The sequence below is a fragment of the Alcanivorax nanhaiticus genome, from assembly GCF_000756665.1.
GTDB classification, from domain to species: domain Bacteria; phylum Pseudomonadota; class Gammaproteobacteria; order Pseudomonadales; family Alcanivoracaceae; genus Alcanivorax; species Alcanivorax nanhaiticus.
In genome coordinates, this window is record NZ_ARXV01000006.1 from 85,390 (window position 1) to 109,054 (window position 23,665).

Annotated in this window: 22 protein-coding genes; 13 read left to right on the top strand and 9 right to left on the bottom strand. The window is 58.0% G+C overall.

All coding sequences use genetic code 11. From position 1 onward, the window contains the following. Window positions 1–20 precede the first annotated feature (20 nt). The gene (gene nhaD / locus Y5S_RS09010) at window positions 21–1,250 is read left to right on the top strand and encodes a sodium:proton antiporter NhaD (RefSeq protein ID WP_035232342.1); all 1,230 of its coding nucleotides are present in this window, start codon (window positions 21–23) and stop codon (window positions 1,248–1,250) included. 159 nt (window positions 1,251–1,409) lie between these two features. Here the strand turns inward: nhaD and Y5S_RS09015 are convergent, their stop codons facing one another. Both Y5S_RS09015 and Y5S_RS09020 read right to left on the bottom strand, forming a co-directional pair. Further along, the gene (locus Y5S_RS09015) at window positions 1,410–1,913 is read right to left on the bottom strand and encodes a GNAT family N-acetyltransferase (protein ID WP_035232344.1); all 504 of its coding nucleotides are present in this window, start codon (window positions 1,911–1,913) and stop codon (window positions 1,410–1,412) included. 338 nt (window positions 1,914–2,251) lie between these two features. Next, the gene (locus Y5S_RS09020) at window positions 2,252–2,536 is read right to left on the bottom strand and encodes a hypothetical protein (RefSeq protein ID WP_035232346.1); all 285 of its coding nucleotides are present in this window, start codon (window positions 2,534–2,536) and stop codon (window positions 2,252–2,254) included. A 215-nt stretch (window positions 2,537–2,751) separates the two neighbouring features. Here Y5S_RS09020 and Y5S_RS09025 point away from each other — a divergent pair, with 215 nt between their 5' ends. Further along, window positions 2,752–3,063: a hypothetical protein gene (locus Y5S_RS09025; protein ID WP_035232347.1), complete on the top strand. Its 312-nt coding sequence runs from the start codon at window positions 2,752–2,754 to the stop codon at window positions 3,061–3,063. 100 nt (window positions 3,064–3,163) lie between these two features. Here Y5S_RS09025 and Y5S_RS09030 read toward each other — a convergent pair whose 3' ends face one another. Continuing rightward, window positions 3,164–4,351 (bottom strand): BamA/TamA family outer membrane protein, encoded by a 1,188-nt coding sequence (locus tag Y5S_RS09030; protein WP_035232350.1) that lies wholly within the window; start codon window positions 4,349–4,351, stop codon window positions 3,164–3,166. Window positions 4,352–4,425: 74 nt separating this feature from the next. Here Y5S_RS09030 and Y5S_RS09035 point away from each other — a divergent pair, with 74 nt between their 5' ends. Continuing rightward, window positions 4,426–5,982, top strand: a complete 1,557-nt coding sequence (locus tag Y5S_RS09035; protein ID WP_035232351.1) for a phospholipase D family protein — start codon at window positions 4,426–4,428, stop codon at window positions 5,980–5,982. A 193-nt stretch (window positions 5,983–6,175) separates the two neighbouring features. Here Y5S_RS09035 and Y5S_RS09040 read toward each other — a convergent pair whose 3' ends face one another. Further along, window positions 6,176–6,400 carry a hypothetical protein gene (locus Y5S_RS09040; RefSeq protein WP_035232352.1) on the bottom strand — a complete coding sequence of 75 codons (225 nt, stop codon included), beginning with the start codon at window positions 6,398–6,400 and terminating at the stop codon, window positions 6,176–6,178. A 173-nt stretch (window positions 6,401–6,573) separates the two neighbouring features. Between Y5S_RS09040 and Y5S_RS09045 the strand changes: the two genes are divergently transcribed. From Y5S_RS09045 to Y5S_RS09085, 9 genes are all read left to right on the top strand, one after another. Continuing rightward, window positions 6,574–7,359 carry a DUF3348 family protein gene (locus Y5S_RS09045; protein WP_231552659.1) on the top strand — a complete coding sequence of 262 codons (786 nt, stop codon included), beginning with the start codon at window positions 6,574–6,576 and terminating at the stop codon, window positions 7,357–7,359. Beyond that, the gene (locus tag Y5S_RS09050) at window positions 7,356–9,569 is read left to right on the top strand and encodes a DUF802 domain-containing protein (protein ID WP_035232354.1); all 2,214 of its coding nucleotides are present in this window, start codon (window positions 7,356–7,358) and stop codon (window positions 9,567–9,569) included. The genes Y5S_RS09045 and Y5S_RS09050 overlap by 4 nt, the downstream gene beginning before the upstream one ends. Next, complete coding sequence (locus Y5S_RS09055; protein WP_035232355.1) at window positions 9,569–10,234, top strand: OmpA family protein; 666 nt, start codon at window positions 9,569–9,571, stop codon at window positions 10,232–10,234. Before Y5S_RS09050 ends, Y5S_RS09055 begins: the two co-directional genes overlap by 1 nt. Continuing rightward, a complete protein-coding gene (locus Y5S_RS09060) occupies window positions 10,227–10,937 on the top strand; it encodes a DUF2894 domain-containing protein (protein WP_035232356.1) in 711 nt (236 codons plus the stop codon). The genes Y5S_RS09055 and Y5S_RS09060 overlap by 8 nt, the downstream gene beginning before the upstream one ends. A 359-nt stretch (window positions 10,938–11,296) precedes the next feature. Further along, complete coding sequence (locus tag Y5S_RS09065) at window positions 11,297–12,793, top strand: YifB family Mg chelatase-like AAA ATPase (protein WP_035232357.1); 1,497 nt, start codon at window positions 11,297–11,299, stop codon at window positions 12,791–12,793. A 111-nt stretch (window positions 12,794–12,904) separates the two neighbouring features. Then, window positions 12,905–14,011, top strand: a complete 1,107-nt coding sequence (locus tag Y5S_RS19135) for an AraC family transcriptional regulator (RefSeq protein ID WP_052041490.1) — start codon at window positions 12,905–12,907, stop codon at window positions 14,009–14,011. A 150-nt stretch (window positions 14,012–14,161) separates the two neighbouring features. Beyond that, a complete protein-coding gene (locus Y5S_RS09075) occupies window positions 14,162–15,964 on the top strand; it encodes a lipase family protein (RefSeq protein ID WP_035232358.1) in 1,803 nt (600 codons plus the stop codon). Between the two features lie 51 nt (window positions 15,965–16,015). Next, the gene (locus tag Y5S_RS09080; RefSeq protein WP_035232360.1) at window positions 16,016–16,648 is read left to right on the top strand and encodes a hypothetical protein; all 633 of its coding nucleotides are present in this window, start codon (window positions 16,016–16,018) and stop codon (window positions 16,646–16,648) included. Window positions 16,649–16,778: 130 nt separating this feature from the next. Then, on the top strand, window positions 16,779–17,927 hold the full coding sequence (locus Y5S_RS09085; protein ID WP_035232363.1) for an IS4 family transposase: 1,149 nt from the start codon (window positions 16,779–16,781) through the stop codon (window positions 17,925–17,927). A 74-nt stretch (window positions 17,928–18,001) separates the two neighbouring features. Here Y5S_RS09085 and Y5S_RS09090 read toward each other — a convergent pair whose 3' ends face one another. From Y5S_RS09090 to Y5S_RS09105, 4 genes are all read right to left on the bottom strand, one after another. Beyond that, a complete protein-coding gene (locus tag Y5S_RS09090; protein WP_035232365.1) occupies window positions 18,002–19,201 on the bottom strand; it encodes an acyl-CoA dehydrogenase family protein in 1,200 nt (399 codons plus the stop codon). Between the two features lie 73 nt (window positions 19,202–19,274). Next, window positions 19,275–20,030, bottom strand: a complete 756-nt coding sequence (locus Y5S_RS09095) for an SDR family NAD(P)-dependent oxidoreductase (RefSeq protein ID WP_035232368.1) — start codon at window positions 20,028–20,030, stop codon at window positions 19,275–19,277. 65 nt (window positions 20,031–20,095) lie between these two features. Beyond that, on the bottom strand, window positions 20,096–20,584 hold the full coding sequence (locus Y5S_RS09100) for an NUDIX hydrolase (RefSeq protein ID WP_035232370.1): 489 nt from the start codon (window positions 20,582–20,584) through the stop codon (window positions 20,096–20,098). A 391-nt stretch (window positions 20,585–20,975) separates the two neighbouring features. Next, window positions 20,976–22,004 carry an AraC family transcriptional regulator gene (locus Y5S_RS09105; RefSeq protein ID WP_035232371.1) on the bottom strand — a complete coding sequence of 343 codons (1,029 nt, stop codon included), beginning with the start codon at window positions 22,002–22,004 and terminating at the stop codon, window positions 20,976–20,978. 138 nt (window positions 22,005–22,142) lie between these two features. Here Y5S_RS09105 and Y5S_RS09110 point away from each other — a divergent pair, with 138 nt between their 5' ends. Further along, a complete protein-coding gene (locus Y5S_RS09110) occupies window positions 22,143–23,207 on the top strand; it encodes a fatty acid desaturase family protein (RefSeq protein WP_035232373.1) in 1,065 nt (354 codons plus the stop codon). 122 nt (window positions 23,208–23,329) lie between these two features. Here the strand turns inward: Y5S_RS09110 and Y5S_RS09115 are convergent, their stop codons facing one another. Then, the gene (locus Y5S_RS09115) at window positions 23,330–23,629 is read right to left on the bottom strand and encodes an antibiotic biosynthesis monooxygenase family protein (protein WP_035232374.1); all 300 of its coding nucleotides are present in this window, start codon (window positions 23,627–23,629) and stop codon (window positions 23,330–23,332) included. Between the last annotated feature and the right edge of the window lie 36 nt (window positions 23,630–23,665).

Below are 23,665 nucleotides of genomic sequence, written 5' to 3' on the forward strand. Positions count from 1 at the left end.
TTACTTGCGAGACACCTGTCATGACCACTGTGTTGCTCATCCTGGTGGCGCTGGGCTTTGTGTCCATCGTCATCGAAGACATCGTTCATATCGATAAAGCCAAAACCACCCTCTTTTTTGGGTCCTTTGCCTGGCTGCTGTTCTTCATTTCACCGCCAACAGGCCTCAGTCATGAAGCACTGATGGAAAGCCTGAATGAAAACCTGCTGGATATCGCCACGCTATGGCTGTTCCTGATGGCCGCCATGACGTTTGTGGCCTACCTGTCCGGCAAAGGCATTATCGACAATATCGTCAATCGGCTACTGCCCTCGCAGATCAGCGAGCGAAAGCTGATGCTGCTGACTGGCCTGTTCGCCTTCCTGTTTTCGTCCATGGCCGACAACATTACCGCCACGCTGGTCTGCATCGCGGTACTGATGAACCTCAACCTGCCAGCCCAGAAACTGCTTCGTTACCTGGTGCTGGTAGTGTTCTCGGTAAATGCTGGTGGTACTGCACTCATCACCGGCGATGTCACCACCCTGATGATTTTCCTCGCCAACAAGGTGGCGATTCCCGATCTGCTGCTGCTGAGTCTGCCAGCCGCCAGCGCGGTCGCCGTGCTCGCCGTCATGCTCTCTTTCGGACTCAATGGCGAAGTGCACATCGAGAAGCAGCTGCAAACCACCGAAAGAGGCGACAAGGTCATCGCCACTCTGTTCTTCGCGACTATTGTCGGCACTATCGGTGCCAACGTGGCCTTCGGCATTCCTCCGGTATTGTGTTTCCTGTTCGGCCTGTCCCTGATGTTCATGGTGGTGCAGTTCACCAACAAGGATGAGCCCATCCTGGAATATATCCGCAAGATTGAGTTCGACACCCTGCTGTTCTTTCTCGGGGTACTGTTGCTGGTGGGCATGCTCAAGGAACTGGGCATGCTGGCCTATTTCCCGGCGCTCTATGACGTATTGCCACCGGTGGCTGCCAACTATCTGGTCGGCCTGGCATCCGCATTGTTTGATAACGTACCGCTAACTGCAGCGCTGCTGAATTCCGGCATCGAGATGAGCCTGGCGGAATGGCTGTCGCTGACCTACTCGGTAGGTGTAGGCGGTGCCCTGCTGGTGATCGGCTCCGCCGCAGGGGTGATTGCCATGAGCAAGGTGGAAGCCCTCACCTTCGGCTCCTACCTGCGCTACTTCGGCTATCTGCTGGTCGCGTACAGCGTCGGGTTTGTGGCGGTGCTGGGACTGGGGGCGTTGCTGTAAGGGCAAGTTGAAAGTGCAAAGTTTAAACGCGGATCAGGTTGTCGTTCTGTGCAAGGCTCTGCCCGCGTTAACCGGTAATGGCGCGGGCACAAACCGATAAACCAGTGCAGCGGCGCGTCCCGCACATTTGAATTTTCAACTTTAAACTTTCAACTGCTCTCAAACCTGAAACGCCGGGTGATAATGCACCTCCGCATCCGGCCAGGTGCCGTTTAGCAATAACGCTTGAAAGTATTCCGCCGGCACCCCTGACAGACGCAGCAACGGTGTGGCGACAAACCCGAAGCGCACATACCAGGCAGGGTCCCCCAGCAACACACAACCGTGGGCGCCCTGCTGCTTCAGGCTATCCAGCCCTGCCAGCACCAGCTGACTGCCAACGCCTTTCCCTTGCCACTCCGGTAACACCGATACCGGCCCCAGCCCGTACCAGTGGCTGGCACCACAGGAAAGTGTCACCGGAGAGAAGGCAATGTGCCCCACCAACTCACCTTCAAGTTCAGCCACCAGCGACAGAGAGAGCGCCCCCGCATCACGCAGGGCATCTACGATAAGCGGTTCGCGCTGATCGCTGTGGGAAACATTGGCGAAGGCATCCGCGGTGAGGGCATGAATGGCCGGGATGTCGTCGGGTTGTTCATTACGAATATGAAAGGATGGCATGGCCACTCCGTTTCGTCAGATCGGTGTCCAGCGGGCTTACGGAAACGCACAAGGGCCTCATGCCAAGCCCGACCACCGAAGCCACAAGCAAAGCTGCAGGGCCCAGAGGCATCTCTTTCTGTAGAGACCTGTCGAGCCCTGAAATGCCTGATCGCCCTGCGGTCGATTCCGAGCTTCGCACGGTTCGCGGCCGAACGTCCGCTCCTACAGCTCCAACGACGTTTCTGGAATCCTTACCTCGCTTGGGCTCGGATCGCGTGCAGGCACGCTCCCACAGCGGCTTCGTTGAAAGGCAGAAGCTCGGGAACTTTTTGGTTTTCCTATCCAACTGAGCGTAGCTAGTTCGCCCCGTATAGATCGTTGTTGAGATCCATCAGATCCCTGTCCATCTGCTGCCAGCGCTCACCCGCAGCCTCGCCATCAATCCCGGCCAGTTCATGGTACTCATCAATGCGCTGCTGCAGGTCGGTCAGCACATCCTGTAGCGCCAGGCGATGACGCTCGGCTTCCGTATTGGCATCGCCGCTGTCACTAATGGCTTTTTTCTCCAGCGATTCCAGTTCACTTTCCAGCTCGTCCAGCTTGCCCTTGATATCGGCAATCATCGACTTCACGTTTTCCATAATCGCACTCCAGGTTCCGATCAGGATTCGGAGATGAACCCGCTATCAGGTTGCCGCCTTTTGTTTCCCAAGGTCAACTCTGGCGCTGACAATGGCATCCATCACCTGACAACCGGTCATGCTTCAACAAATCATACAATTCCATGTATGGTCGAAATACCGACTTTCCGCTACATTCGTAAGCAATCACCATGATGTAAACCAGCAGGTCGACCATGAAAAAAACAGTACAACGGGCAGAGTTGCTCAAGGACATGATTCAGGAAGCGATCGAGGACGGTGCCAGCACCGTGGAAGATGTGCACCAGCATATTGCCAGCTTGCCATTCGATGCTCTGGAAAAGCTCGGCTTGTTTGAAGAACAGGCGGCCTCCTTGAAAGACAAGCAACGCAAGACGATCGGCATGGTCTACGACACTATCCGTCGCATCAACCAGGATATTGGCAGCCTTATTTCGGAACAATTCGCTGCGCTCGAAGATGCACAAGCCGCCAGCAAGAACATGGACAAAAACGACGACGAATAACAAGTATTGAGTTACGAGAAGCGAGTTTCGAAAACCTCAAATCCCAAAAGGCAGGCAGTTTTTGCCTTTCGAAACTCGCTTCTCGTAACTCGCTAATCCCCTACCAGCTCGACCCCGCCTGAATATACCATGCAGTATCCTCAGGCCCTCTCGCCACATCGATCCCCATGGTCATGCCATAGCGGCGAGCCATGAGATAACGGAAACCTGCGCCATAGCTGTTCGCCACCTCTGCATCCGACAACTCACCGATATTCTCTGCGGCACGCCCACCCCCAGCGAAGAAATTGAAACGCCAGCGCATGGTGGCTTTCCAGGTCGCTTCCACTTCTGCGACGGCCACTGATTTGCCCTGGTAGCGCACAGCGGGAACCCCTCGCAAGTCCACATAAGGCGATATATACGGAGGCAAGCGGGCGCTGTCACCGGCATCAATACCGTCATACTGCATCCGCAGGGCAAAATTAAAGTGTTCGTTCACGTTCCAGTAATTCAGCCCCTCCAAGGTATAGCTACCGTAATCCACATCACTGCCAATGCTGTCGCCGTACCAGACGTAATTGGCGGTGTAATAAAGTCCACTCTGGGGTGCCATGGGATTATCCCGGGAATCGTACTCTGCCAGCACGCCCAGACCCGACGTCCGGGTCGTCTCGCCCAGGTGATTCTCCAGAAAACGGTTTACGGCTTGCTCAAGACGCGGATTGGGTAGCTGAACGTTTTCTGCCAGGTCCAGCTCCACCTGACGATAAGTCTGTCGAACCCCCATCATCCAGGGGCTGTCCGCCAGCCTGAATTTCAATTCCTGAATGGCCGCAGGCCCTTTCAGATTCAATTCAATGGGACGGTCGATGGTACGGCCACCAAAAGTATAAAAATCCAGGTTCAGATCGGGCACCAGTGCAAAGCCCCGGTAACGAATCGTATCGTTGCGCCAGAATCCAAGGTGCCCCGCCGCCGCCCCTCGGGTACCGTTCTCGGTAGCCGCCAGGCCCAGCACACTGATGTTGTTGGGCAGAATCGCCGACGCGTTGCCCTCCACCCGCTGCTGTTTCTGCTCCTCGCTTTCGTGGAAGAACACGCCGACCACACCCAAACCATTACCCACCGCCGGTTCGGTAATCACCACCGGTACGGGCATGAAACTCAGGGGCAATTCAGAGAGAAAGCGGCTGGCATCCGGCATGCCGTCTTCCGGATCGGTCATATAGTCTTCCATGAAACCCGCCTGCGCCGAGCCCCACAGACCGCAGACTGCCACGGCCATCCCGATTCGTTTTATCCGCATACCCACTCCCGGGTTTGTAATCCTGTCCATGCTGAGGTTTGATTACCTCATTAATAACGAATCCTACAGTCGCCATGACCGCACTGCCAAAACATGCCTCAATTCTGATTCTGATGACGCTGCTTTCCGCAGGCTGCCAGAGTGCCCCACCGTACGACCCGCAGCAGCGGCCGGAAAGCACCACGCTGGTCAATACCGACTCGCCACTGGTGAAAGGGCTGCGCGTCATGGAAGCGGATCATCAGGGCGAATCCGGCTTCTATCTACTCCACGACGGTCTGTCCGCTTTCCTTGCCCGCATTGCGCTAATCGAGAGTGCCCAAACCAGTCTGGATCTGCAGTACTACATCTTTACCAATGATGTTACCGGGCGGATCATCGTCAGCCGCCTGCTGAATGCAGCCGACCGTGGCGTGCGTGTGCGGGTACTGGTGGATGACATGGGCACCCGACTCCATAATCCGCTCGTGGCACGACTGGACCAGCACCCCCACATCGAAATCCGTGTTTTCAATCCAGTGGCGTCCCGCAATGGCGTTTCCCGGAACTGGGAAATTCTCAAGGATTTCAGCCGCACCAACCATCGCATGCATAACAAGCTCATGGTGGCAGATGGCGTGGCCATCATTACCGGCGGACGTAACCTGGGAGATGTGTATTTCTCCAGTACCAACATCGATTTTCAGGACATCGATATTCTTGCCGTTGGCCCCATCGTGCCGCCGGCCAGTGGCAGCTTCGACGAGTACTGGGCCTATCCCGCCAGCGTGCCTGGGCACCTGCTACTTGATGCCGATGATACCGACACGGACCTGGCCACCCTGCGCGAGAACCTGGCCGACTTTCTTGAAGAGCAAAAAAATTCTGAATTCATCAACGCATTGCGGACCAGCACCCTGAGCCAGGCGCTAGTGGATAGCAAAGTTCCGTTCCATTGGGGCAATGCCTCCCTGCTGGTGGATACGCCAAAGAAAGTCCTTGAACACGCAGATTTGCATGAATCTTTCTATCTTGGCGCTGATCTGAAAACCATTCTTGAATCCAGCCGGGATCGGGTAAAGATCAGCTCCGCCTACTTTGTTCCCGGCGACCAGGGAGTGGAGTTATTCAACAGCCTGGAAGAACGGGACGTGGCGGTGCAGATTCTCACCAATTCTCTCAGCACCACGGATGTGGCGATCGTCCACAGCGGCTACATGGATTATCGCAAGCCCTTGCTGAAGGGCGGAGTCGAACTCTGGGAGTTACGTTCTACCGCCGGGCAACAAAAGCGCATGCACTGGTTTAAAGGCAAGTCTCGAGCCAGCTTGCACGCCAAAACCATGGTCATTGATGATCGTCTTTCCGTAGTGGGTTCCGTGAACCTGGACGCGCGCTCCATCCTGCAGAACACGGAAATTGCCTTGCTTATCGACAGCCCGGCCATCAATCAGGAGCTCAGTGACCTTTTTGACCGTTGGGTGGCCGGCGATTCCGCGTGGTCAGTACAATTCAACGATGAAGGAGACCTGCGCTGGATTGCCGACACCCCACAGGGCCGGCTGGAAGAAGAACATGACCCGGAAACCTCCGGCTGGTCACGTTTCAAGATCTGGCTGCTGTCCTGGCTGCCCATCGACAGTCAGATTTAGGAGCCTCTGAAGAACTCCTTGCGTACTCAGCGTGCAAGGAGTTATTTAGAGGCTCCCTAGTCAGTTTCGAGATACGAGTCACGAGTTTCGAAGAGCACAACCCCTGATTCCACGGTCAAGGCCTTTCGCCACTCGCGACTCGTCACGCGGTGACGGCCTTGCTATTGCCCGGTGCCCCACCGCCAAAGTCGCCTCAAGCTTCTCCCGCCTCACCCAGACAGACCGCATCAAAGGCCTCTTCGGCATCTTCGTAGCCATGCGCTTCGGCGAGCTCCCAGCTGCGCACACACTCCTGCGTGCCCGGGCACCATTCATAACCTCCCGAGCCCAGGCAGCCGTGACGGTCACGATCAGCGCCCACCGGTTTGGGGCCGCAGCCCACCAACAACAGCATCGCCACCAGCATCATCACTCTCATCGCCCATCTCCCGCTGAAATATTGCCCAGTATTACAGAAATACGCCCCATATCCCTCAACCGACAGACGCATTATCATCCCTCCCCTTTCCCGATTAGAATGTTCGGCTCGCCGCGCGGGATTCCCCGCCCGGCACAGTGACACCGAATGTGACACCAATGGATCGCCACCCCATGCACAGGACGCAACCGCGCACACAATCCGGCCTTCCCGGCAGCCGCCTGGTGCAGCTGCTGAATAGCCTGGACAGCAAGGCTGCCCGTGCCAGCCACGGCGATTTTGCCGAGCGCCTCGGTCGGCTTTTCGATCTGTCTGATGCCATTTCTCTGGACGGTGCCACCCGCTATAGCCCCAAAGGCCCGTTTAGTGGCGCTGAGGAGCTGCCCCAGCAGCTGCAGGACGACCTGCTGAAAACCCGCCGTGCCCTGTTGGATTATCTCGGCCGCAGTTTTTCCGGGGAAAAGGCCGCTTCAGTGGTTGCACTGCCTCCATTACGTGACGATGCCGACGCCGAGAAGCGGCCCAGCTTCAGCGCTTACGAACGCTTCTATCAGGCTCACCAACGGCAGATGATCGCCGGGCTGAGCAATCTGCGCCTGCGCTGCCGGCGCCTGCTGGCCGGACACAGTGCTCCGCTGGCACACCTGGCCGAGCTGGATGCCGTATTTGAAAGCGGTCTGGCCAGCTATGCCCGTCAGGGATTCGCCGCTCTGGCCGGCGTACTCGAACAACGTTATCGCCTGCTCTGGCAGCAGCGCGACCCTTTCCACACTCCCGCCGACTGGCTGGGCCCGCAAGGCTGGCTCACCCAATTTCGGCAGGAACTGAAAATGCTGTTACTGGCCGAACTGGATGCCCGACAAGAACCGGTTCTTGGCCTGCTCGCGGCGGCTCGGGAGGCGACCGAAACTGCCCCCGCCGGCGCGCATGACACCAATGAGGTAAGCCCCACTCCATGAAACGTTATCTATTTGCTGCGCCCTTTGTGATTGGCGCTATCGCGGTCCTGTGGATCGCCATCACCTTTATCAGCCAGCCCGTAGCCTTCACCGTGACGGCTATCATTGCTGCCGTCTACGCCATGGGTTTCGCCGAGCTGTTACGCTTCCGCCGTAATACCGCCGCGCTGGATGATCGTCTGAACGATCTCCCCGACAGCCGAGAAAACCTGCGTCACTGGCTGCAAAGCCTGCCGGTACCACTGCGTCACAGCGTGCAGCGCCGCATCGACGGCCACCCCGCCGCTCTGCCCGGCCCGGTCCTGACTCCGTACCTCACCGGCCTGCTGGTCATGCTCGGCCTGCTGGGTACCTTTGTGGGCATGATCGTGACCCTGCAGGGCGCCGCCACCGCCCTGGACGGCAGCAGCGAACTCACCGCCATCCGTAGCGCCCTGTCTGCCCCTATTGCCGGGCTGAGCCTGGCCTTTGGCACCTCCATCGCCGGGGTCGCGGCCTCCGCCATGCTCGGCCTGACCGCCACCCTGTGCCGTCGCGACCGCATGCTGATCTCGCGCAGGCTGGACACTCTCAGCGACACCACCCTGCATGCCTTCTCACTGGATCATCAGCGCGAGGCCGCCTATCAGGCACTGCATCAACAGAGTGAAACCTTCCCGGCACTGGTGGATGCCCTGCAGGCGCTGGCAACCCGAATGGAAGGCCTGGGCTCCGAACTGCGCGACAGCCTCACCGGCAATCAGCAGCAGTTTCATGAGGCTGTGAACAGCCAATACCGTCAGCTGGCCAATGATGTCAGCCAGTCCCTCAAGGACACCCTGGCCGACAGCAGCCGCCTGGCGGTGGAAAACATCCAGCCGCTGATGGAAAGCTCCCTGGCCACCCTTAACCAGCAGGTGGAAGGTACCCATGCCCGTCTTGCCGAGCTCACCGAAAAGCAGCTCAGTGAACTGACCAAAGAATTCCGCGCCACCACCGAGGCTGCCGCCAACCACTGGCAGCAGGGACTGGATACCCATCAGCAAACCAGCGCCCGACTGGTCAGCGATATCAGCACCTCACTGGCCGAGCACCACGACCGCTTCAAGAGCAACAGCGACACCCTGCTCGAGCAGTTGCGCGACAGCCAGCAAGGCCTGGCTGAACAGAGCCGCGAGCAACTGCAGGCGGTGGCCGAGCAGTTCGAGCAGGCCAGCCGCAGCGGCCAGCAACACTGGCAGGAACAACTGGCCGACCAACAGGCCCAACATGACCGTCAGCTGCAGGAAGCCCGTGATGCCCAGGCCGCCCTTGCCGAACAGCAGCAAAGCCGCCTGAATGCCGCCACCGGCGAATTCAGCCAGGCCATTCAGCAGGCCGGCGAACGGTGGCAGCAGCACAACAGCCAGCAACAGCAGAGCAATGAACAACTGCTGCAAGCCCTGCGCGATACATTCAGCAACAACAATGAACAGTTCCAGAGCAGCACCGCCACCCTGCTGGACGGTCAGCGCGAAGGTCTTGATCAGCTGGTGAGTGGCATCCGTGAAGAACTGACCGCCCTGCGTGACGCCGAGGCCGAACGCGCCGGTGCCGCCAGCGAACGTCTCGCAGCCTTGGAAGGTACCGTCAGCGAGCATCTGACCCGCCTTGGCACCGCACTGGAAGCACCCATGACCCGCCTGATCGAAACCGCCTCGGAAACCCCGAAAGCGGCGGCGGAAGTGATCACCCGCCTGCGCGAGGAAATGACCCGCAGCAGCGAGCGTGACAACGAATTGCTGGAAGAGCGCCAGCGCATCACTGAAGAGCTGGATCAGCTGCTCAGCAACCAGCGCGACGCGGCCACCGCCCAGCGTGAGGCCATCGAGACCCTGATCACCCGCGCCAGCGAGACTCTCAGCCAGGTGGGCGACACCTTCACCCAGCAGGTCAGTGAGCAGAGCGAACGGCTCAATGAAGTGGCCGGCGATGTCACCGGCAGCGCTGCCGAAGTGGCCAGCCTCAGCGACTCGTTCGCCGCCGCTGTGCAGCTGTTCAGCGACAGCAACGACAAGCTGCTGGATAACCTGCAGAAGGTAGAGGCCGCACTGGACAAGTCTGCCATCCGCGCCGATGAGCAACTGGCCTACTACGTGGAACAAGCCCGTGAAGTGATCGAACTGAGCATGACCTCCCAGAAAGACGTGATCGACGCCCTGGGCAACCTGTCTGCGGCCGAGGCCAGCTGATGGAAGAGCTCCACGACGACGCCCAGGCCTCACCGGTCTGGGCCATCTTTTCTGACCTGATGGCAGCCCTGGTGGGCATCCTGGTACTGGTACTGGTGTGGGTCATCGGCATCCAGCTGGAGCTGAGCCAGTCGCTGGAACAGGAAAAGGAAAAGCGCCTCGCTGAAGAACAGCGCCGCATGGCCCTGGAACAGGCGCTGGCCGATCCGCTGGCCAGCGGCCGGGTGACCTTCCGCGATGGCCGCATCGGCATCAGCGGCAGCGTGTTGTTCCAGATCAACTCCGACCAACTCCAGGAAGAGGGTGAAGTCCTGCTCAAGGATCTGGTCAAACCGCTGCAGCTGTATCTGGATCAACATGACGAAATGCTCATGGTCAGCGGCTTCACCGATGACCTGCCGATCCAGCGCGGCAACAGCCGCTATGAAGACAACTGGGGGCTTTCTGCCCAGCGGGCCCTCACCGTCACCCGCACCCTGATTGATCAGGGCATGCCGGAAGACCAGGTGTTCGCCGCTGCCTTTGGTCCGCATCAGCCGGTGGTCCCCAACGACGACAGCGCCGCCCGCGCCAAAAACCGCCGCGTCGAACTGACGACCGTACCGCGCCGCAACACCGACAATATTGAAGACGCCTCGGCAGAAACGGAGAGCGGCAATGGCTGAAGCCATGTCCCTTTCTGAACTGACAGAACGTGTCGATGCCCTGCAAACGCGGGGGGCCGAGCAGTTCGATCCCGTCGCCTTCCGTTTCCTGCAGAGCCAGTGCAAACGGCTGGCGCAGCTTCGCCACAACAGCCCTCGCACCCTGGCCCGCCTTGGCGATGCAATCACCCAGCTGCAGCAACGACTGGACGATTGCCAAAAGGCTGTGGAACAGAAATGGGACCGGCAACAGCAACCCGAACTAACGCCGTTATACGAACAACAGGCTTTTAAAAGTCTGTTGCGTCAGCTGTCGCCTGCACCTTCCGTTTCGCCATTGGCAGAAGTGCTTGCCCTGCTAAAATTGCATGGCAACAACACCCCGGAACCGGAAAATCTCGACCCGCTAAGGGTCATGCTGCAGGAACAGGAAGGGAATCTGTTTGCGCAAGAAAATGCCGTACCGCAGCCAGTCAATGAAGGTCCACGCGAACTGAAAGCCCTGAGCCGGGTACGCGCCGGTCAGCAACAACAGCGCAAACGTCGCCGCATCGAAGACGCCCTTACCCAGACGCCCAGTGACGCCGGCCCCCTCAACTCCCACCGCCTGGTTACCCGCGCCATCAGCGCCCTGCAGGAATTATCCCCTGCCTATCTGGATCACTTCGTCAGCTATGTGGATACGCTGATGGTGCTGGAAAAAGCCGGTAAAAAGCGCGGCTGATACGCTTTTGCGTGAAACACTGCCTCCACAGCAGGAGGCAGGCCTGCAAGCGATGGGCACAAAAAGCAGGATCAAGCTGCACGTTCCGAAAGGCAAAAAAGCCGCTTTGCATTTCAGGTTTTCGAAACTCGAAACTCATACCTCGTCACTGGCTCTTTATCGCCTGCAGGCAGGTTCCTACGGGGGCTGGCTTGTCGCCGCTCGCCATCGCGGTGAAACCGTGGCATGTACACAGTGGGCACAGCGGCCATAGCAGCACAAACGGCCAATCTCCTACGCACAACATCACCAACCTCGCACACGCCCCCCGGCACAACCCGCTTAGACTGCACTGCGTTATTCTTGGAATGCGAGCCACAATGACACACGCTCTGTTGTATAGCCGTGCGCCGCTGGGAATTGATGCACGGGAGGTGCGTGTCGAAACCCATCTGGCACCAGGTCTCCCCGCCTTTACTATTGTCGGCATGGGCGACACCGCCGTACGCGAAAGCCGTGACCGGGTGCGCTCTGCCTTGGTGAATAGTGGTTTTGAATTTCCCCAGCGCCGGATCACCATCAGCCTGGCCCCCGCCGACCTCCCCAAAGATGGTGGTCGTTTTGATCTGGCGATTGCCCTGGGCATCCTTATCGCCAGCAACCAGTTGGGTAAAGTTGATACGGATCAGCTGGAGTTCGCAGGTGAACTCTCGCTCAATGGCCAGCTGAATCCGGTATCCGGCATCCTCCCCTGTGCCCTGGCTTGCCAGGCAAGTGAACGCAGCCTGATGGTCGCAAAAGAGAACGCCGACGAAGCCAGTCTCACCGGGGTCGAGACCCTGGCCGCCAATCAGCTCTGTGAGGTTGCCGCCCACCTGACAGGCCAGGCACCTCTGCCCGGTCATCACAGCAACCCGCCATGTGAGCAGACTTTGCAGGGCGGCTGCCTGTCCGAGATTCGCGGTCAGGCAATGGCAAAACGAATTCTGGAAATTGCGGCGGCCGGGGGCCACTCACTGTTACTCAGCGGCCCACCAGGAGCCGGTAAAAGCATGCTGGCTTCGCGATTACCTGGACTGTTACCTCCCCTACGCTCTCGCCAGGCCCTGGAAGTCGCCGCCATCCACTCGCTGAAACAGCCGCGCGACAGTCAGTTGTTTTACCAGCGCCCTTACCGGGCTCCCCATCACACTTCCTCGGCCACAGCGCTGGTCGGTGGCGGCAGTTACCCCAAGCCCGGAGAGATCTCCCTTGCCCATCACGGCGTGCTATTTCTGGATGAGCTGCCGGAATTTGATCGGCGCGTGCTGGAAGTATTGCGTGAGCCGCTGGAGACCGGCGAAGTCAGCATCGCCCGTGCCGCCCAGCAGCTGACTTTTCCTGCCCGCTTTCAACTGGTCGCGGCCATGAATCCCTGCCCTTGCGGTTTTCTGGGTGATCCGGAAAAAAGCTGCGGTTATCGCTGTGAAAAAGCCAAACGTTACCAGTCCAAACTGTCCGGCCCGCTGCTGGATCGTATCGACCTGCATCTGGATGTTCCCGCCGTCGACGCCCATGAGCTACTGGGCGACAAGCAAGGCGAAACCAGCGCCATCGTTTGTCAGCGAGTACGAGAAGCCTGGCAACGACAATGGCAGCGACAACAACGGCTCAATCGTGATTTGTCGCCAGATGATCTTGAGCCGCTGTTACGCCCCCACCGGGACTGGCTGGCCAGCGTCATGAATCGGCTCGGCCTGTCGGCCCGCGCACTGCACCGCAGTATCCGGGTAGCCAGAACCATCGCCGACCTGGCACAGAGCGAAGAGGTGGAACGGGATCATTTACGGGAAGCACTGAGTTACCGGCAAAATATCGGCCAAGCCTCCTCCGGGTAGCCCTTGCGCCCAAGGCATCTGTTCTTTCAGCCAGCTGAGCCATTTATCTCCTGTGTTAGTAATTAAATGGCCCAATTGGACAAAAACAAAAAGAACGCGCCAGGAGCAAACATGGACAAGGACAGCCCCTGCATACCGCTCGGCCATATTCAGACCTATTTCGATTTGCGGAAAAGCCTCAATCTGGATGCAGACTGGCTGCAGCAGAAAATCCAGTTCCATGTCGACAACCCTCATGAAATCATCGAACACATCATCGGTATTGATCAGGCCAGTTTTTATCGCAATGCCGGCATCGACTACCTTCCGGGCGAGGACGGTCGCTTTATCAACACCCGCCAGGTCGTCGCCCTTGTTGATCAGGCGGTACAGGCATTAAGGATGCCCTACCTCGGCCTGACCATGGGCAACCTGATGACGATCTCTCACCATGGCATGGCCGGGGTCGCGGCCGTTACCCAGACCACATTGAGAGAGTGCCTTGAGGTGATCTCCCGCTTTTGCGACGAACTTTTTCCGCCACTTTCCATGAACGGTTACCTCGAGAAGGGAGAGGGAAAATTCTTCATACGTGAAGAAATATCATTGGCGCCCTACACCCATTTTTTTATTGAGCTGAACATGGTGAGTTTTTACAACATCATGGAAAAGTTGATCGGGTCCCACGATTACACAAAGCACGTCACCTTTGCCTATCCCGAACCCGCCTGGGGCAATATCTATCGCCGTTACTTCAAGTGCCCGGTCATCTTCGATCAACCTGAAAACGCAATTGTAGGCTGTGAATCACTGGCGGAGAGAGAACTTCCTCTGGCCAATCGGTTGATGGCCATGTCTGCAGAAAAATCCCTGTTTGAGAATATTCCCACCCGAGCCATGCGGATCCTTCCACTGCGTTTACGACGCATGTTGATGCGCTACTACGGCGCCTTCCCCTCGCTGGAAAATGCCGCTTCAGAACTGGGCATGAGCGGCAGAACCATGCGCCGAAAACTGGCCGAAAATGGCACCAGTTATCAGAAAGAACTGGATAATGTGCGGCAAAAACTCGCCCGCGAGTACTTTTCCCGCGGCGGAGAGTCGATCACTGAACTGGCGCTAATGCTCGGCTTCACTGACTCCTCTGCGTTTGCCAAAGCGTTCCGCCGCTGGACAGGGCTGTCGCCAACAGAATTTCTTGCAGAAAAAGAAGCAACGGCCAAGGCACATCGGCAATAGCAACTCCATCACATTTCCACAGCAATCATTTCCATTGGCCATATTTAACCGATATCTGGCCTTTTTCATCCTGCGCCCATGGCAGGCACCCACTACTTTCAGGCTCCCCTCCGACCGCTGCGTCGGAGAAAAATAAAAAAGGAGTCTGACATGCGTTACAACAATAGCGGCCTTGCCGCCGTCGCAGGGCTGACCACAGCACTGCTACTACCCCCCTTGAGCAGCCACGCGGCCATGACAGGCCCATCCGACATGGGTTTTTATGATCCACCCGTCATCGCCACAGGCCAGCCGGGCGAATTGATCTGGCAGCGCGAAACCAGCGTGGACCTCGGCACCGGCAGCCCGTCGGTGTCTGCCTGGAATGTGCTTTATCACTCCACAGATGCCATCGGCAATCCTAACCAGGTCACCGGCACGGTGCTGGTACCGGAGGCACCATGGAGTGGCAATGGTGAACGTCCGCTGATCAGTTATGCCGTTGGCACCCATGGCCTGGCCCAGCGCTGCGCGCCGTCTCTGCAAATGGCACAGGGTACCGACTACGAAAATGCCAATATCCGCGCTGCACTGCAGGCCGGTTATGCTGTGGTGATCACCGACAACCCTGGCTACACCACAGGAGACACGCCCTCCTATATGGCCGGCAAAGCACAGGCACATGCCGCACTGGATATTATCCGGGCGAGCTCACAGATCGCAGACAGTGGCATCACACCAGCAACTCGCACCGCGATTTGGGGCTACTCACAAGGCGGGCAAACAGCATCCTGGGCGGGCGAGCGCTGGAAGGATTACGCCGCCGATATCAATCTGGTAGCCGTTGCAGCAGGCGGCACACCCGCCGATTTCTTCGATACTGCACATTACTTGAATGCCAGTACCGGCTCCTCATTTCTGCTGCAAACCGTTATCGGTCTTGATGCCCAGTACCCTACAGAAATTGATCTGGACAACCGCGCCAATGTTCAAGGCAAAACTGAAATTGCCAAGGTGACCGCCGATCAGTGTGTGTTCGATACCCTGTTCAATTACATGAACAAGGATCTGGCCGAATACACCGTGGGCAATGCGCCACTGGATACTCTGCTTGCCATTCCTGAAGTCAACGCCACCCTTGCAGAGCAAGCCCTCGGCAACAAGCGTATCGAGGTTCCGCTGTATCAATACCACGGCACCGCCGATGAATTTATCCCGCTGGATCAACACCTGGCGCTAAAAAAGCAGTACTGCCGCAAGTTTGGCAATGTGACCTTCGGCGTTTTTCCCAGTGAGCACATCGTCACCCAATTCCAGGCCGCCACCCCGGTTCTGTCCTGGCTGCAAGATCGCATGGATGGCAAATATACAGTCGGCACCTGTCTTACTCTGAAACCCAAACCCACTGCCAACCCCAATCCCGGCGGCGGAAACTTTGTTGTCTCACTGGATCAATGGAATCTGGATGCCAGTATGGAATTGGCCACTCTGGGACAAACCGTAGATCTACCAGAAACTTCCACCTTTTCTGCCGACACCGACATGACCGCAGGCACCCTCAACGGCAACCTGGACGTGCCGCACTTTTCAACCAAACTCAACATCGTCCTGCCGCTGGATGTGAAGTTGTCCGTCGTTCCCATTGCCCCCACTACCGGGACGGCCTCACTGGACAACCATGGCCAACTGGGTGTGCACGGCACCGCCTACGCCGATATCGCCGTAAAATCCGCCGGGTTTGGTTTCCTGCAGATCCCCTTTGGTTGCAAGACCGAAACGCCGGTAGCCTTCCCCGTGGACTTTGATGGACCGGTCTCCGCATTGGGCAGTGGTGAGCTGACCTTTACTGGCACCACCAGCTTCCCACGCATGCAAGGGTGCGGTTTGTTCAACAGCCTGTTCACGACCCTGATGTCAGGCCCGGGCCAGCAATACAGCTTCAATGTGGCGCCACCGGCACCGACCACCTGGTAACCATGATAGCCGGCCCGCTTTCGGGCCGGCCTCCAAGAACAGGGAGTATCCATGTATCGTTTTCATCATTCACCCAATACCCTGAAAGCAGCCACCGGCGTTGGCTTGATTGCGGCCGCTGTCGGTATCGCACTCTTTCTGCCTCCCCATATACAACCTAACAACGCGGACGCTAAAACCACCGAGCTGAAGTCTGTCGTCGTTGAGCAAACCAACAATGCTGACGACGCTCGCAACGACGACTTGGTTGAACAACAGGAAAATGCAGCGCAACAGGCGCTGAATCAAATTGGGAGAGAAGAATATCAGGGGGAATTGAATGCGCGCCCGGCATTTATTTCTCCCATGGAGTGGCAGGTTCTGGAATCCGTCGCCGCCCGTCATGAAGAGCCTGCACAAGAACTTACCCGGCTTGCCAATCGGTTGCGTTTTGCCAAATTACGGGAGCAATGGGACAAGATTGCCGCGCAAAACAATACTCAAATGCAAAAAACACTGGGCAATCAATTACTCAACGATCTGCCCCATCGCATTGCCAACCAGGAAATGGATAAGGGACATGCCCAAGCACTACAGACAGAAATTCTTGCCGTGATTGTGGACGATTCAGAGGAGAGACAACGACGCGCGGCCCAGGAAGCCCGGCGCATTGGTGTGCAATTCGAGATTCACAGCGCAGGATAGAAATCGCCATTAAGAAAAGCTCCGCAACAGCGCACTGCTGTCCCACAGTTTGGGATAAATGAAAAAGCCTGAACCAATCTGATTACAATGTATCTGCGAAGAAAACGTTGTCATCAGGGAGGTTCAGGCTTTGTCGCATTCTAACACCACCTTTCACGATCTGCTCAAGCCGGTTTCGAGACATGAATTCGAGGCCTTGGCGCGAGAGCACCATCAAGGGCAGAAATTGAGATCAGCGACCCGCTGGGATCAGTTTCTCGGCATGGCGCTTTCCCAAGTAGCGGGCCGACAGAGCCTGCGGGATATCGAAGCCAACCTGCAGGCCCAGCAAGGCAAGCTGTACCATCTGGGCGGTAAGCCGATTGCGCGTTCGACACTGGCCAGAGTGAACGAGAAGCAGCCCTATCAGTTGTACGAGCCCCTGTTTAGCAAGCTACTGACACGCTGCCAGAGCTTGCCGGGACAGCGCCGCTTTCGCTTCAAAAACCCACTCTATTCCCTCGATGCCAGCCTGATTGATCTGTCCATCCACCTGTTCCCCTGGGCCCGGAATAATGCCGACAAAGCCTCGGTAAAACTGCACGTGGGCCTGAACCACGAACGCATGATTCCGGAGTTTGTCTCGATCTCCGATGGCAAACAAAGCGAACTGATTGCCGGGCGAGGCTTTGACTTTCCAAGGGGCAGCATCATTGCCTTCGACAAGGGCTATGTGGACTATGGCTGGTATAAGTCGTTGACTGAAAAGGGAGTATTCTTTGTGACCCGGCTCCGCCCGAACAGCATCTACAAGGTGCTGGAGCGACGCGAGTTCATCAAGGGGCAAGGCGTGACCTCGGACCAGGTCATCCAGCTCAACAGTGCGCATGCTCTCAAGCGTGGCGCGCCCCGGCTGCGTCGGGTCGGCTTCCGCTGCCCGGAAACGGGCCGTCACTACGTCTTCCTGACCAACAATTTCAAGCTAAGCGCACGCACGATTGCTGACATCTATAAGGATCGCTGGCAAGTCGAGTTATTCTTCAAGGCGATCAAGCAGAACCTCAAGATCAAGGCCTTCGTGGGCACATCCCGCAACGCGATTCTGACCCAGCTATGGATTGCCCTGTGTACCTATTTATTGCTGTCGTTCGCCCGCCACAGCGCAAGGGCGGGCTGGACCGTGCAGAGGATCATGCGAGTGCTTCAAGGCAACCTGTTCGAGAAGAAGACCCTGAAAGAGCTGCTGAACCCGGACCCTCCAGACAAAACAATAGAGCCTCAGATGAGGCTCTATTTATGACCGCCCAAACTGTGGGACAGCAGTGGGCAAAAGCCGGCTTTTTTGGCATGGTGCCTGTTGCAGCTGCAGAGCAGCTATACGCCCCACTTGAAAAAATCACGCTTCTCTTTCAGATAAAAGCGGGACAACACCATCTTGTGCACTTCGCTGGCGCCGTCGACCAGACGGGCCTGGCGGGCGTAGCGGTAGATCCACTCCAGCAAGGTGTCCTTGGAGTAACCGCGGGCACCGCACAGCTGGATGGCGGTATCCGCCGCCTTGTGCAAGGTATCGGCCACGTGGATTTTTGCCATGGAAATTTCTTTCTTGGCAAAGTCACCCTGATCCAGCATCCAGGCAGCCTGCATGGTCAGCAGACGGCCCACTTCGATTTCCTTGGCCACGTCACCCAGCATCCATTGCACACCTTCATGCTCGGCCAGAGTCGTGCCAAAGCTCATGCGGTTCTCCACATAACCCGCCGCTTCTTCCATGCAACGTTTGGCCAGACCCAACCAGCGCATGCAGTGGGTCAGGCGCGCAGTGCCGAGACGAATCTGGGTGACTTTCAAGCCGTCGCCAACTTCCAGCAAACGGTTTTCGTCAGGAATCACCAGACCGTCAAACTTCAGCTCACAGTGACCGCCGTGTTCTTCCGGGCCCATGATCGGGATGCGGCGAACGATTTCCCAACCGGGCTGGTCAGCATCGAACATAAAGGCCGTCAGGCCCTTGCGCGGGTCATCACTGGTCTTGGCAATCAGCACAAAATGCTGGGCGCCTTCCGCACCGGTGATGAACCACTTGCGTCCGTTGATGACCCAGTTGTCACCCTCTTTGGTGGCGGTGCTGTAGGTCAGGGATGGATCAGAACCACAGCCCCCATCGGGCTCGGTCATGGCGAAGGCAGAGCGCACCTTGCCGTCGATCATCGGCTGCAGCCAGCGCGCTTTTTGCTCGTCGTTGAGTATCTTGTTGAGCAGGATCATGGTGCCATCATCTGGCGGTGCACAGTTGAACACCACGGGACCAAACGGGCTACGAGCGGCTTCTTCGTAAAGCACCGCCATACCCGCCACACCCACATCCAGACCACCACGTTCTTTCGGCAGCTGAAAACCCCACAGGCCTTGCGCCTTGGCTTTTTCACGCAGTGCGTCGACCACGCTTTCCTTGAAGTTTTCGTGCTCGTCGTAGTTGCCCTTGTCGCTTTCAAGCGGCATGACTTCGGCTTCAACAAACGCTGCAACTTTCTGACGCAGGTTTTCAATTTCCGGGCTCAGGGAAAAATCCATGGTCGTTCCTTAATACTGTTTCAAGGGTTTCCTACGCTTCAGGCCGTATTTGTTGCCGTGCCGCGTGTGCCTATCAAAGGGTATTGCAGAGATGGCCGCCGTCCACCGCGATGATCGCTCCACTCATGTAGGACGAAGCATCAGAGGCCAGCAACAACAGCGGGCCCACCAGTTCATCGATCTGCCCCAGTCGGCGGTAGGGAATACGCTTGAGCATCTTTTCTGCTTGCGGACTGCTGAAGAAATCACGATTGATGTCGGTTTCCACATAGCCTGGGCAGATGGCGTTGCAGCGGATGTTGTAGCGGGCACAATCCAGCGCCAGTGATTTGGTCAACTGCACCACTGCCGCCTTGGAAGCAGTGTATGGCGCCACTCGACCACCAACCCGCAGGCCGAGAATGGAGGCGATATTGACGATGCTGCCCGGACGACCATCTCGCTTCCACTGCTGAATGGCGAACTTGGAGACCGCCCAGACACCTTTCAAGTTGGTGTCGATGACACGATCCCATTCTTCTTCAGGGATATTTTCGGTAGGGCCTTCCTGGGAAATACCGGCGTTGTTCACCACCACATCCAGCGGAGGCATGTCGGCAAACGCCGCTTCCACGCTGGCGTGATCACTCACATCCATGGGTACCACGGTGGCTTCACGGCCCAGGGCACGCACGGCGTTGGCGGTGTCTTCCAGTTTTTCCACGCGGCGGGCGGCCAGCACCACATCCGCCCCTTCCTCGGCCAGCGCTTTGGCAAAGTGGGCACCAAAACCACTGGAGGCACCGGTAATCAGAATACGCTTACCGGCAACACTGAATCGCTGAGTCATAAGGCTCTCCTTCTCGATGCAGAGAAGCTACCCAGCAGACGCCTGTTGGACAAGGACGAAAACGCTCAGCGTGGTGATGCCAGCAGTAAGGACAGGGCATGGCGAGTATCCGGCGTAGCCCCGGGCAGGGCCAGTGCCTGCTGTGCCGGCAGCCAGTCTATGGCAACCACTTCATCGCTCAACGACACTGCCTGCGGACATGCCTGCACCGATGAAAGCGCGCCCCACACCCGGTGATGGGGATTGGCAAACCAGAACCACTGCCAGCGACTAAACTGACGACGCAGACCCAGCTCTTCAAACAACTCTCGGCTCAGGCCCTGCGCCACCGATTCATCCGGGCGCATCACCCCACCGGCGGCCAGATCCCAGCCGCCAGGGTAGAAATGCTTGTCCGCCGCCCGCTGCTGCACACACACCCGCCCGGCCAGATCCTGCACCACCACGTAGGAAGCACGGTGGATCAGTCGGTCACGCTGCATGCGCCCGCGTTGACAACTGCCGCGGGGATGATTGTGCCGGGACACCAGCAGGACGGGTTCGTGGTTGCTCATGGGGTGTTGTTATTTCCCGATGTGGACCGGCAACACTAGCGATATAAGGCGGCGAATACCAGAGATCGAGGCGCGAGATCCCTCTCCCGCAGGAACGTAGCGCAGCAGAGAACGCACGGAGTGCGGCCCCGAAGGGGTGAGCGGAGCGAATAACTTGCCTGCAAGCGATACGAGCCTCAGCGAGGCTAATCAGTTTAGAGTTCCGAGTCACGAGTTTCGAAAGGCAAGGAATACAAAAGCCGCAAGCTACAAGCTTCAACACGGGGTATGACCTCATCATTTGCGCGCCGTGCCCGCGAAACATATGGCAGGTGCGCGGGCACGGGGCTGATGATGACCCGCGGCCTGCTTCGTGTTGCAGCTTGAAGCTTGTAGCTTGCCGCTCAGGTTGTTACGGCTGGAAATGACTTGGCGGGTGTCCTGTCCACTTGCGGAAGGCGCGGGCAAAGTTACTCGGATCAGCGTACCCCAGCCGCAGGGCAACCTGTTGGACCGTAATGTTCGCCTGCAGATAGCCCATGGCCTTGGTCATCCGCACTTCTTCCAGCAGCGAGCGGTAACTCACATCCAGCGCATTAAGGTAGCGCCGCAGGGTGCGGGAGGTGACATGAAAGTTGCTGGCAAGTTGCTCCAGACTGGGCAGCATGCCCTCCGCCTGCATCAGGCGAGCACGCACCCGGCTAGCCCAATCCTGATCGGCTTCCAGACGCTGCAGTTCTTCCTCGCATTTTTGCGCGGCCATCTGCCGGGAGGCCGGATCGGACAGGGTGAAGGGCTCATTCAACAGCCGGGTCGGCAAACGCAACGCCGCCACCTCGGCGCCGAACTCCACCGGCATACCCAATAATTCATTGTAAAGATGGGCATGCTCCGGAGCCGGATACGGCAACTCCAGCACCGCCCCCTGAAAACGGTCGCCCAGCAGATAGCGGATACCACCGACCACCGCCGACACCACCACTTCCAGGTAGGTCTCGCGAATATCGCCCAACGGCATGCTTTCGATCAGACAGAAACGCACCCCACTGCTCACCGGCTCGATGCGCGGCACACACAGACGGGTACGGGTACGGAAATAACGTTCCAGCAGACGCAGGGCATCGCCCAGGTCAGCACTGCTGATGGCCGCATAGCCCAGCAAGCCATGGGCAGTCAGGGTCAGCTGCTGGCCGAGCTTCAACCCCAGAGCTGGATTACCGGTCATGTCGCGCGCGCCTACCATCACCCGGCGGAACTGCTCGAAACGCAGTGCCGGCTCCGGATTGTAGACATCTTCCTTGCTCAGACCCACGCGGTTCAGCAGGCGAGAGGTATCAATACCCAACTCACCAATCAGCTCCACCAGATTGCGGACATAGTTGACCGGGACCGGAGAGCGGCCTGTGCCAGGGTCTAGCTGTACGAAACGTTCACGACTCATAGCCTCTACTATACGCCACTTTGCGCCTCTGTCCGAAAATGACCGATCAATGGCCAGCCCTGCACTTCGCCTGCCAACAACTGTTCACCAGAATGCCTGTCATCAGAATCCTACCCATGGCAACGCCAAGGACAGAGCATGACCACCGATACCCCAACCTACAGCCGCCAGTTTGGCGCTGACGACGCTCGCGCCATTCGCGATGCGGTGAAAAAGGATCTTGGCCCTGCGGCATTCAAATCCCGCCCCCTGCGCGGCCTGTGGTTTATCCCCATGACCGCCATCATCGTCGGCAGCATCGCCAGCATTCTGACCTTTGACCTGCCCTGGTGGGGCAACCTGCTGCTCAGCCTGCTGGCCGGCCACACTCTGGCCTGTCAGGCGCTGCTGGCCCACGAGGTGCTGCACGGCGCCCTCGGCATGAGCCGCCGCATGCAGGATGTACTCGGCTGGATGGGCTTCGGCCCCGCCATGGTGCCGCCGGAATTCTGGCGCCGCTGGCACAACGTGGCGCACCACGCCCACACCAACCTGGGCGACAAGGACCCGGATTCCTTCGGCACCATGGCACGCTATGAAAAGTACCCGCAGATGGCCAACTTCACCAAACCGGCCCCCGGCAGCGGCACCTGGTACAGCTTCCTGTTTCTGTTCTACTCCTTCATGTTTCACGCCCAACTGGTGCTGTGGATGCAGACCCGCCGTCGTGAGGAGTTCAAGGGCTTCAATCGTCGCAAGGCCATTACCCAGTCTCTGCTGTGTGGTGCCGCGTGGATCGCCCTGGCCATTGCCTCCGGTCCGCTGGCCATCTTCACCGTGCTGATCCCGGTGATGATCCTGAACTTCATTGGCCAGAGCTACATCCTGACCAACCACATGATGCGCCCGCAGATGGACAACAATCATCCGGTGGACAACTCCATGAGCGTACGCGCCTGGCGCTGGATCGATCCGCTGCACTTCCACTTCAGCCACCACGTGGAGCACCACCTGTTCCCGAAGATGGGCTCCGACCAGGCACCGAAAGTCCGTGCCTGGCTAGAAAAGGAAATGCCGGATCGCTACGTGTGCCCGAGCCACGTCAAAGCTGTGGCCATGCTTTACCAGACACCGCGAGTTTATAAGGACGCGAAAACCCTGATCGATCCGCTCAACCCGGAGCGCACTGTGGATGTGATGGAACTGCAGGGGCAACTGGGGTAAAGATTTTTTACCACAGAGGCCACAGAGTTCACCGAGAAAAACGGGTTAAACCTCGTAGGGCGGAAATGGGCGAAAGCCCATCTCCGCCTTTTTTATACCCCTCCCACGCGAAAGAAGCACACCTACACACCCGCCTCTGCGGAATAGGACCGGAGGATTTTCACCACCTCTACCTTGTAGTGTGTGTACCAGCCATCCCTGCCTAACTGCTGTGCCACCCGGTGCTGCGCCTGTTGCTTCCAAGCAAGGATGGCGTCCTGATCCGGCCAATAGGAAATGGCAATTTCCTGCTCCCCTTCCGTGACACTGACAAACTCAGTGCAACCAAACTCTGCCATGGCCAGATCGCGCAAGCGCCCCGCCATGTCGCCATAATGATGATCTTGATCGCCCACGCGGGCAGTAAAAATAACGGCGTACATTCACACTCCGTGTTGAGACATGAAGAACCGAAAGCA